Origin of the sequence: Vibrio sp. 10N.222.48.A3 (assembly GCF_041475345.1) — a bacterium.
Taxonomy (GTDB): Bacteria; Pseudomonadota; Gammaproteobacteria; order Enterobacterales; family Vibrionaceae; genus Vibrio; species Vibrio tasmaniensis_A.
The window spans coordinates 1-10,769 of record NZ_JBFRVX010000239.1 but is presented as its reverse complement, the minus strand read 5'-3'; the positions used below and the strand labels follow the sequence as shown (position 1 = coordinate 10,769).

Below are 10,769 nucleotides of genomic sequence, written 5' to 3'. Positions count from 1 at the left end.
ATAAAAAGTAGTTGTTTCATGGCATTCTCCTGATGACTGACTACTAAGACCTTAAGGCTTACCATTTTCTTTCAATGCTCTTCATTTAAATAAACATATGAAGTTAAGTTAAAAGCTTAGCCAAATAAAAAAGGTTGGCGCTAAGCCAACCTTTTATATGAACACAAAACTGTGTGATTCTATTTCAAGACTTCTTTACTTCAGGAAGCTAGGAATCTTAGCTTCAAACTCTGAGATCTTATCGGCATGTTGAAGCGTTAGGCCGATGTTATCTAGGCCATTCAGCAAACAGTGACGACGGAACTCATCAATTTCAAACGAGTACTCTTTACCGTTTGCTCTGACTTTCATTGCTTCTAAATCAACGTCGATCTCAGCGCCTTCGTTTGCTTCAACAAACTGGAATAGTTCATCGACTTCCTGCTCTGAAAGACGAACAGGCACCATCTGGTTGTTGATCGAGTTACCGTAGAAAATATCAGCAAAGCTTGGCGCGATCATCACTTGAATACCGTAATCGGCAAGCGCCCAAGGTGCGTGCTCACGAGATGAACCACAACCGAAGTTTTCACGAGCCAGTAGAATTGAAGCGCCTTTATAGCGTGGTGCATTCATTACAAACTCAGGGTTTGGTTGTTGGCCTGCATCATCAAGGAAGCGCCAGTCGTGGAACAAATGCTTACCAAAACCGATACGGTTCACTTTCTGTAGAAACTGCTTTGGAATGATCGCATCAGTATCGATGTTGGCCGTATCTAGAGGAACGACTAATCCGGTGTGTTGTTGAAAACCTGACATGTTAAATCCTCTAATTAAAGTTCACGAATATCGACAAAGTGACCAGCGATTGCTGCTGCGGCTGCCATTGCTGGGCTAACTAGGTGCGTACGACCATCACGGCCTTGGCGACCTTCAAAGTTACGGTTTGATGTAGAAGCACAGCGCTCTTGTGGACCTAGACGGTCATTGTTCATTGCAAGACACATAGAGCAACCCGGCAGGCGCCATTCAAAGCCGGCTTCGATAAAGATCTTATCTAGGCCTTCAGCTTCCGCTTGTGCTTTTACTTGCTCAGAGCCCGGAACGATCAATGCTTGAACATGTTTCGCTACTTGGCGGCCTTTTGCTATTGCTGCAGCTGCACGCATGTCTTCGATACGCGAGTTAGTACAAGAACCTACGAAGACTTTATCAACGTTGTAATCCGATAGAGATTTACCCGCTTCAAGACCCATGTACGCTAGAGCCTTTTCTGCTGAAGCTTTTTCAACAGGATCTGCGAAGCTTTCTGGTGCAGGGATTGGTGTGTCTACCGAGATAACCTGACCTGGGTTAGTGCCCCAAGTAACTTGTGGTTTGATGTCTGCTGCTTCTAGTGTCACAACTGCATCGAATTCAGCGTCAGCATCAGTTTTCAATGTGTCCCAGTATTCGATTGCTGCTTCTAAGTCTTCACCTTGTGGAGAGAACTTACGACCTTTAATGTATTCATATGTCGTTGCATCTGGAGCGATTAAGCCTGCTTTAGCGCCAAGCTCGATTGCCATGTTACATACCGTCATACGACCTTCCATTGTAAGGTCAGTAATTGCCTCACCACAGAATTCAACCACGTAGCCTGTACCGCCAGCGGCTGTTGTCTTGCCTATGATCGCGAGTACGATATCTTTTGCGGTAATGCCTTCAGCGACTTTGCCTTTTACTTCGATCTTCATGGTTTTAGCGCGCGCTTGTTTTAGCGTTTGAGTTGCTAGAACGTGCTCAACTTCAGAAGTACCGATACCGAATGCTAAAGAACCAAATGCACCGTGTGTTGCAGTGTGTGAGTCACCACATACGATGGTCATGCCCGGCAGAGTAATACCTAGCTCAGGACCCATTACGTGCACAATACCTTGGTATTTGTGGTTTAGATCGTAAAGCGTGACACCAAACTCTTCACAGTTTTTTGATAGCGTTTCCATTTGGATACGAGCCATTTCACCCGAAGCGTTGATGTCTTTCGTTTGTGTCGATACGTTGTGATCCATGGTCGCAAAAGTTTTGCCTACTTGGCGAACTTTACGACCTTTTTCACGCAGGCCATCAAAGGCTTGTGGCGACGTTACTTCGTGGACTAAGTGGCGATCGATATAAAGAATTGGCGTTTCGCCCTTCGCTGCAACCGCAACGTGAGCGTCATAAACTTTTTCGTATAAGGTTTTTGCTTGCTGGTTTGTCGACATAGCTTTTCTTCCTTGGGAGCATCAGTCCCAGTGTTTGTTTCTAGCCAAGTCATACTGTCTAAGCTGACTTGGCTTGATATTATTCTTATGTACTTGCTTTTAATCTAAGCATCTAGCTTATGAAGCTAAGATGTACTCAGCGATCTTGTCACCCATTTCTGAGGTAGTCAGCGCTTGGTTCTTGCCTGCAAGGTCTGCAGTTAGCTCGCCTGCAGAAAGTGCTTTAGATACCGCTGTTTCGATGTCTTGCGCTGCCGCTTCTTCGCCTAGGCTGTAACGAAGCATTAGCGCTGCCGAAAGAATTTGCGCGACTGGGTTCGCAATGTTCTTACCTGCGATATCTGGAGCACTGCCACCTGCTGGTTCGTATAGGCCGAAGTTGCTTTCGTTCAAGCTTGCAGAAGGAAGCATACCCATAGAGCCTGTGATCATTGCACACTCATCAGAGATGATGTCACCGAAGATGTTTGAACAAAGCATCACATCAAACTGAGATGGATCTTTGATTAGTTGCATGGTCGCGTTGTCGATGTACATGTGCTTTAGCGTGACATCTGGGTAATCTTTTGCGATCTCTTCAACCACTTCACGCCATAAGATAGAGCTCTGAAGAACGTTCGCTTTATCGATTGAGTAAACGTTTTTGTTACGTAGACGAGCGGATTCAAAAGCAATCTTCGCAATTCGTTCGATTTCGTAACGGTGGTAAACCTCAGTATCAAAGGCTTTCTCTGTTGCGCCTTCGCCTTCACGGCCTTTTGGTTGACCGAAGTAGATACCGCCAGTTAGTTCACGAACAACAACGATGTCGAAGCCGTTACCTGAGATGTCTGCACGCAAAGGAGAGAAAGACTCTAGACCTTTATGGATTTGTGCAGGACGTAAGTTACAGAACAGTTGGAAGTGTTTACGTAGAGGAAGTAGGGCACCACGCTCTGGTTGATCGTTTGGTGGGAGATGTTCCCACTTAGGTCCGCCAACCGAGCCAAATAGTACTGCGTCAGATTCTTCACAGCCCGTTACTGTCGCTTCTGGAAGTGGGCAGCCGTGATTATCAATTGCGATACCACCAACATCATACTCTTCGCGAGAAAAGCTAATCGCGTGCTTCTTTTCAATCGCGTCTAGCACTTTATGTGCTTGCTGCATTACTTCTGGGCCAATGCCATCACCAGGTAGTACGGCAATCTTGTATGATTTATCTGTCATGTTAATCCTTTAATTCTTGTTACTGAGCTGTTTGGCTCGTTTTAAATTTTGTCCCTAAAGCCAACAACATCGGCTCTAGGGCTCTGTTATTGGGGTATTAAACTGTCGCGAATTTTTGCTGCTTCATTTCAGCAATAGTGTCTGCGCGTTGAATGCTATTGATAACGTGTAGCAACGCTTGACCAGAAGCTTCAACGATATCTGTTGAAACGCCCGTACCGTGGTACTTACGGCCTTTATAGTTAGCAATGATGTCAGCTTGACCTAAGCCATCTTCACCTTCACCTTTTGCAGTTAGGTCGAACTTATCCAACGCGATTTCGTAGCCTGTTAAGCGGTAGATACATTGGTATAAAGCATCAACCGGGCCGTTGCCGACAGCCGCTTCGCATTTCTCTTCATCACCACATTGCAGTTTGATGCTGGTGGTAGACATAACACTACCAGATTGTACGCTTAGGTAGTTAAGTTTATAGAAGTCATCTTCATCACGTAGATTCGCGAAGTGCATCAATGCTTCTAGGTCGTAATCGAACACTTGTCCTTTACGATCAGCAAGCTTCAAGAAGTCTTCGTACAATGAATCTAGGTTGTACTCATTGTCTTTATAACCCATCGCGTCCATGTGGCTCTTAACAGCGGCTCGGCCACTACGACTTGTTAGGTTTAAGGCTTTGTTTTTCAAGCCAATAGACTCAGGCGTCATGATCTCGTAAGTGTTCTTGTTCTTAAGCATGCCATCTTGGTGAATACCTGAAGAGTGGCTGAATGCGTTAGCACCGACGATTGCTTTATTGTCTTGAATCGGCATGTGGCAAAGTTGGCTAACCAACTTACTGGTACGGTGAATCTCTTTGTGATCCAAGCCAGTATGAACACCCAAAAGCTCTTGGCGAGTTTTGATGATCATTGCAATTTCTTCTAAAGAACAGTTACCTGCACGTTCGCCAATACCGTTGATTGTGCCTTCAATTTGGCGAGCGCCCGCTTGCACAGCAGCAATTGAGTTTGCAACCGACATACCTAAGTCATCGTGACAGTGAACAGAGATGATCGCTTGGTCGATGTTGGGTACGCGATCGAATAGCGTCTTGATAATGCCACCAAACTCATTTGGTACTGTGTAGCCCACTGTGTCTGGAATGTTGATGGTTTTCGCGCCTGCGTTAATCGCGGCTTCAACCATGCGACATAGGTTGTCGATAGGGGTACGGCCGGCATCTTCACAAGAGAATTCAACATCATCGGTATAGTTACGAGCGTGCTTGACTGCTTTCACTGCCATCTCTACTACGTCATCGTAGCTGCGGCGTAATTTGTCTTGTACGTGAACCGTTGATGTTGAGATGAAGGTATGAATACGGAACTGGTCAGCAACTTTAAGCGCTTCGGCAGCGGCATCGATATCTTTCGCTACGGCACGAGAAAGCGCACAAATACGGCTGTCTTTGATGTGTTTAGCGATGGTTTGTACTGACTCAAAATCACCCGGAGAAGAAATAGGGAAGCCAGCTTCGATAACATCTACACCCAGTCTCTCAAGAGCATAAGCGATCTGTAACTTCTCTTTTACCGTAAGGCTTGCAGCCAATGCTTGCTCGCCGTCACGTAAGGTAGTATCAAAAATTATTACTTGATCGTTCATGGGTGCTTCCTTATATCGATAATGAATCGATTGCTATCCAAATTATTATTAAGAATGATGTTCTTTTAAAAGTGCCAGTTACAAAAAAACCCGCTCAGTGCGGGTTTTAATATTTGTGTAGTTCTTGACCCACAACTTACCCGCGCGATTGGTTCACGATAAGGAGAAGTTTCAGCAGTAGAGAAGAAGAAAAAATCATTACACAAATATCCGTAAATAAACTGTTAACACCATATTTACCGTAATTTATTCTGAGCGTCAAACAAGAAAATCCAATATCAGCGTGCATTGGCAGTGTTTTGGTTTTGTTTGTGCTGTTTTTTGTTTAAGTGTTAGCGATATCAACTGAATGGTGGTTTTGTATTGGCGGGTTAGTTTATCGTTTGGCTGATGTGTAGGTTAAAACTTTGTAGTAAATATTTTTAATGGAACGATTCACCAAAAAAATCACAAGCGTGACTAAAGTAATTAATCAATTGATTAAATAGTGAGTAATTAATCTTCTACTGTTATGCCTGTTTATCTCTATAATTAATCGAATGATTAATTATAGAGATGGATTTTTGCCATGACGGCACGAAAAGCGGGGCGACCTCAACAGAACTTAGATGTTCGACAACTATTGATTGAGCATGCTCGTGATCTGTTTGTCGTTCAGTCATACGACAAGGTCTCGACACGCCTGATTGCTGATCGTGCGGGTGTGAACATTGCGATGATCCGTTATTACTTTGGCAGTAAGGCTGGATTATTTGAGGCGATGCTGCGTGAAACGCTACGACCGATGCAATTGCAAATGCAGAGATTGGTTGAAGAAAGCAGCCATGAGAACTTTCTTGATTTAATGCGGACTTACTATAAAGAGATGGTCAAGGTGCCCAAGTTTCCTCGCTTGATTGCTCAAGTGATGAATATGCCTCCCTCTGAAGTGCAAAGAGAGTTGCTCGAAAAGGTTTTTCTCGATGTCGCCAAGCCAGCCCAAGATGTCATTTTTGAAAAGCTGGTTGAACAAGGCATCTTAAAACAGAACATGGATCCAAAATTGTGTCGAGTTTCGTATATAAGCTTGATGGTGTTCCCCTTCATTGCTCCGCCCCCTCTATTAGCAATCCATGGTATTGAGATTAATGAAGAATTTCTTAACCGTTTAATCGAACACAACATTCAATTGATGACCGAAGGCTTTATCAACGCACCGAGCCCTTCTGCAGTGCAGGACAAAAGATAATGAAAATAAATAAAAAACTACTCTTCTTCCCAGCACTTGCGGTTGGTGTCATCGGCCTTGTGACTGCGATTAGCTTAAAGCCGGATCTGCCGACTAAGCCCGCGGGAGATAGGGCTCGTCTAGTCGAAACAGTTAGTTTAGAACAACAAATGATCGCGCCGTTGGCGGTGGGCTTTGGCAAAGTAGTCCCTAAAGTTGAATGGAAAGCCATCGCCGAGGTGACAGGGCAGATTGTTTATCGACATCCAGACCTAGAAAAAGGGCAGATCATTCCAGCGGGAACTGAGGTACTTAAGATCGATCCTTTGGATTACGAGTTGAAGTTGGTACAAGCTGAAGCGGATCTTAAATCAAGCCAGACTTCATTAGCTAAGTTAAACCAAGAAGAAGATAACCTTAAGCAGACCTTAAAGATCGAAAAGAACCGCTTAGTGATCAGCAATAAAGAGCTGCAACGTAAACAAGATCTGCGCAAGAAAGGGCTAACTTCTCAATCCGATGTTGATCTCCAGCAGCAAAGTGCGTTGTCTCAACAGAAGCTTGTATTGGATATTGACAACCAAATTGCATTGATGCCAGATGAAAAGCGTGTTGCGGAAGCAGTGATTAAGGTGAATGTCTCTAAAGTAAAAGAGGCGCAACGCTCTTTGGATAAAACGACCATCACCTTGCCTAGAGCGATGCGAATAGCTCAGGTCGATATTGAACAGAACCAAGTGGTTAATCTTCAGCAAGAGATGTTTGTTGCTCACGGGATTAAAGTTATGGAAGTTGAGGCGCAACTCTCTATTCACGATATGCAAACTTTAGCCTCAAGCTTTACTCAATTCCCTCGTGATGCCGCAGGCATACCAAACCCTTATGAAGCGCCAATCAAAGCAAGTATTCAGCTAAACAGTGGCAGCCTTAACCTCAATTGGCCTGCAAAGGTTGCGAGAATCAGTGAAACCGTTGATGAGAACCAAGCAACTGCGGGGATCATTCTTGAAATTGGTCAAGACTATTCAGCTCTGCAGCCAAGCAGTGCAACGCCTTTGGTCAATGGCATGTTCGTCAAAGCAGAGATTGAAGGTGTCGCGAATCTAAGTTGGGTGGTTCCAGAGCGAGCATTGCACGGTGACAAGGTTTACCTGATGGATGACAATCAGCGCTTGCAAGTGGTGAATGTTGAAGTGCTTTATCGCAGAGATAACCAAGTGGTTGTGAGTGGCGAGCTACAAACGGGAGATAAATTGGTTCTTAATGACGTCCTGCCAGCTATCGAAGGCATGTTACTGAAAGAGTCGAACTCTACAGAGGTTAAGCTTGAATCGGATACTCAGGAGAGTGCGTCATGATCAAGTTCTTTTCTAGGCACCCAACAGCTGCAAACTTGTTGATGCTTGGGTTATTGATCATGGGTATAAGCTCATTATCAACCATCAAGCGTGAAACCTTCCCCGCTTATGATCCGCCTTATATTATGGCGGCCATCGTTTATCCCGGTGCATCACCACAAGAAGTGGAAGAAAGCTTGTGTGTACGAATGGAAGATGCCGTCGATGGCCTAGCTAACATTGAAGAGACTCAGTGTGAAGCCATCGAAGGCAGCGCTCGTTTAATTCTCAAGTTAAATGAGAAAGCGGACATTGGCCGAATGCTGGTGGACGTTCAAACTCAGATCAACTCGATCAATGATTTCCCTAGTGAGATTGAATCTCCGGTTGTTCAAGAGTTGGATTGGAATGAACCGGTAGTTGATATCGCTATTACAGCCGAAACCTCATGGCCTGAACTCAAAGCTTACGCCGAAGATCTCAAACGAACCATGAAGCTCGATTACGACGTTTCTTTAGTCGAAGTTAGTGGTTTTTCCGATCACCAATATCGTGTCGAACTGGATACCCAAGCCATTCGCCAGTTGGGTTTGAGTGTCGGTGATATCGCCGACCAAATTGGCCGTCAGAATGTAAAACTGCCAAGCGGTAACGTTGAGACGCCAGACAAAAATTTTCTGATTCGTTTTGATGAGAGACGAATTACACCGGTTGAGCTGGAAAGCATCGTGGTTGGATCTGCGCCTAATGGCTCGGTGATTCGTTTGAGAGATATTGCCAAGATAACCGATCGCTTTGAGTTGGATGAGCAGAAGGTTCTGTTTGATGGTAAGCCATCTGCTCTGTTGAAGATCAGTAAGAATAAAGAAGATGATGCGTTACGAATCAAAGAGAACGTGACGCGATTCGTTGAGGATCAAAGCGCGATTGCCCCCGATGGTGTGACACTGCAAATGACCAATGATCTCTCCTCTGTACTTTGGGATCGTCTGACCATGATGGTGCGCAACGGCTGGCAAGGTATTGTGTTGGTGTTTGCCACCATGTGGTTGTTCTTCAGTTTGCGATATTCATTCTGGGTAGCTGCTGGTCTGCCGGTAGCCTTCCTTGGTGGTTTGTTCTTGATGGCCAACCTTGGCTTGTCGATCAACATTATGTCACTGGTCGGTTTATTAATGGCGATTGGTATCATGATGGACGACGCCATCGTGATAGCCGAATCGATAGCCTCCCATTTAGATAGGGGACAAAGCGTTGATGATGCGGTGTACAACGGCGTAAAGAAAGTGCTTCCCGGAGTACTGTCTTCTTTCCTAACCACGGTGTGTATTTTCGGTAGCTTACTGTTCCTTGATGGGGAAATGGGCGCGGTGCTTAAAGCGGTGCCTCAGGTGCTTATCTTGGTGTTGTCGCTGAGCTTAATCGAGGCGTTTCTTATTCTACCAAATCACTTATCTCATTCATTACACAAAGAAAAAAATGATAAGCCAGCGCTGCGCTTTAAAGTTGTGTTGTTAGAGAAGTTCGAGAACTTTCGTAATACCATCTTGATGAACATGGTTGAGAAGGTCGTGACGTTCCGCTACGCCTTTATGGGGGGAGTGATAACCTTATTACTTCTATCTATCTCCTTGATTGCTGGTGGTGTTGTCAAATTCCAACCATTTCCTGAGTTGGATGGTGATATTGCCGAGGCTCGCATCATTCTTCCACCGGGCGCATCACTGTCTCAAACCGAGAAAGTGGTCGATAAAATAGTCGCATCTGCTGAACGTTTGAATGAGCAGTGGAGTGAAGACGTCGAGGACGGTAATAGATTGGTTGAGCATATCACCAGCCAATTCAATGCAAACGCGGATGCCAATGAATCAGGGCCACACTTAGCTACCGTGCGCTTAGACTTACGAGGTGCAGAAAGTCGCAACACGGTGATCGATGATTTCATTGATGCATGGCGGGAAGACATCGGCGATTTGGCGGACCCTATCTCGCTGGTTTTCAAACAACCGACGATGGGGCCGGGTGGTCGTGCTATCGAGATCCGCGCCAAACATGATGATCTTGCTGCATTGAAATCGGCTTCTTTGGATATTCAGGAGTACCTTAATCAGTTTGATGGTGTGCATGGTGTTCTTGATGACATGCGCATGGGTAAGGAAGAGATCTTAGTTAAACTTCGCCCAGGTGCGGAAACCTACAATGTGAATGGGCAGATGATTGCTTCCCAATTGCGTGCGGCCTTCTTTGGTCAGACTGCGGATGAAATCCAAATTGGGGTTGAGAACATTTCGATTGAGGTACGCCTTGATAAAGAACAAGCGGGTGATTTACAGCAACTGGCTAACTTCCCAATCATCACCGCAGACGGCAGCCAGATCCCGCTAGCTACATTGGCAACGTTAGATTTCCAGCGTAACTACGTGCGAATTCAACGCATCGATGGCTTAAGAACCATCAGTATCTTTGGTGATATTGATAATAAGAAAGCGAGTTCATCCGCGATTCTGGCTCAGTTCCAAAAAGATGAAGCCGCCAAACTTATTCAGAAGTACCCGGGTTTACGTTTTGATTTTGAAGGTGAAGCCAAAGATGCCGCGAAGACCGGAGCCTCAATGGGCAAAGGGTTCTTGCTCGGCTTATTCGGCGTATTTGCGATTCTAAGTTATCAGTTCAGAAGTTACTTAGAACCTGTGGTCGTGATGTTGGCGATTCCACTAGCCTTCATTGGGGTAGTGGTTGGTCACTGGATACTTGGCCACGCTTTGAGTATGCCAAGCATGATGGGCTTTGTGTCGCTTGCCGGGATCGTGGTCAATGATTCCATCTTGTTAGTGCAATACATTCGTCACCATGTTGATGAGGGAGATAGCGTTCATGACTCGGTGGTGAAGGCCAGTCGCGAGCGTTTCCGTGCGGTATTTTTGACATCAATGACGACCGCAGCAGGTTTGCTACCGCTGTTGACGGAAACCAGCTTGCAGGCTCAGGTTATCCAGCCTCTGGTTATTTCAATTGTGTTTGGCATATTTGCTTCAACCTTACTGGTGTTGTTTATGATCCCTGCCGCTTACGCGATATTGGCTGACTTCGGGTTGGTGAAGAAGCATGAGCCATTAGCGCTATAATCTTTAGCGCTATAATCTTTA

At 45.3% G+C, this 10,769-nt stretch carries 7 protein-coding genes; 3 read left to right on the top strand and 4 right to left on the bottom strand.

Annotated elements, in window-relative coordinates:
* Positions 1-195: 195 nt before the first annotated feature.
* From leuD to leuA, 4 genes are all read right to left on the bottom strand, one after another.
* Positions 196-798, bottom strand: a complete 603-nt coding sequence (gene leuD / locus AB4653_RS08170; RefSeq protein ID WP_009847819.1) for a 3-isopropylmalate dehydratase small subunit — start codon at positions 796-798, stop codon at positions 196-198.
* Positions 799-812: 14 nt separating this feature from the next.
* Complete coding sequence (gene leuC / locus AB4653_RS08165) at positions 813-2,225, bottom strand: 3-isopropylmalate dehydratase large subunit (RefSeq protein WP_009847818.1); 1,413 nt, start codon at positions 2,223-2,225, stop codon at positions 813-815.
* A gap of 117 nt (positions 2,226-2,342) precedes the next feature.
* Positions 2,343-3,434, bottom strand: a complete 1,092-nt coding sequence (leuB, locus tag AB4653_RS08160; protein WP_009847817.1) for a 3-isopropylmalate dehydrogenase — start codon at positions 3,432-3,434, stop codon at positions 2,343-2,345.
* Positions 3,435-3,531: 97 nt separating this feature from the next.
* The gene (leuA, locus tag AB4653_RS08155; RefSeq protein WP_009847816.1) at positions 3,532-5,079 is read right to left on the bottom strand and encodes a 2-isopropylmalate synthase; all 1,548 of its coding nucleotides are present in this window, start codon (positions 5,077-5,079) and stop codon (positions 3,532-3,534) included.
* Between the two features lie 568 nt (positions 5,080-5,647).
* Between leuA and AB4653_RS08150 the strand changes: the two genes are divergently transcribed.
* The 3 genes from AB4653_RS08150 to AB4653_RS08140 are packed head-to-tail and all read left to right on the top strand — an operon-like array spanning position 5,648 to position 10,748.
* Complete coding sequence (locus tag AB4653_RS08150) at positions 5,648-6,307, top strand: TetR/AcrR family transcriptional regulator (protein ID WP_009847815.1); 660 nt, start codon at positions 5,648-5,650, stop codon at positions 6,305-6,307.
* A complete protein-coding gene (locus AB4653_RS08145) occupies positions 6,307-7,644 on the top strand; it encodes an efflux RND transporter periplasmic adaptor subunit (RefSeq protein ID WP_009847814.1) in 1,338 nt (445 codons plus the stop codon). The genes AB4653_RS08150 and AB4653_RS08145 overlap by 1 nt, the downstream gene beginning before the upstream one ends.
* Complete coding sequence (locus AB4653_RS08140) at positions 7,641-10,748, top strand: efflux RND transporter permease subunit (protein WP_009847813.1); 3,108 nt, start codon at positions 7,641-7,643, stop codon at positions 10,746-10,748. Before AB4653_RS08145 ends, AB4653_RS08140 begins: the two co-directional genes overlap by 4 nt.
* Positions 10,749-10,769 lie beyond the last annotated feature (21 nt).

Coding starts and splice junctions, on each gene's coding strand:
- leuD (WP_009847819.1), bottom strand. CDS start 798: ATGTCAGGTTTTCAACAACACACCGGATTAGTCGTTCCTCTAGATACG.
- AB4653_RS08150 (WP_009847815.1), top strand. CDS start 5,648: ATGACGGCACGAAAAGCGGGGCGACCTCAACAGAACTTAGATGTTCGA.
- AB4653_RS08140 (WP_009847813.1), top strand. CDS start 7,641: ATGATCAAGTTCTTTTCTAGGCACCCAACAGCTGCAAACTTGTTGATG.
- leuA (WP_009847816.1), bottom strand. CDS start 5,079: ATGAACGATCAAGTAATAATTTTTGATACTACCTTACGTGACGGCGAG.
- leuB (WP_009847817.1), bottom strand. CDS start 3,434: ATGACAGATAAATCATACAAGATTGCCGTACTACCTGGTGATGGCATT.
- AB4653_RS08145 (WP_009847814.1), top strand. CDS start 6,307: ATGAAAATAAATAAAAAACTACTCTTCTTCCCAGCACTTGCGGTTGGT.
- leuC (WP_009847818.1), bottom strand. CDS start 2,225: ATGTCGACAAACCAGCAAGCAAAAACCTTATACGAAAAAGTTTATGAC.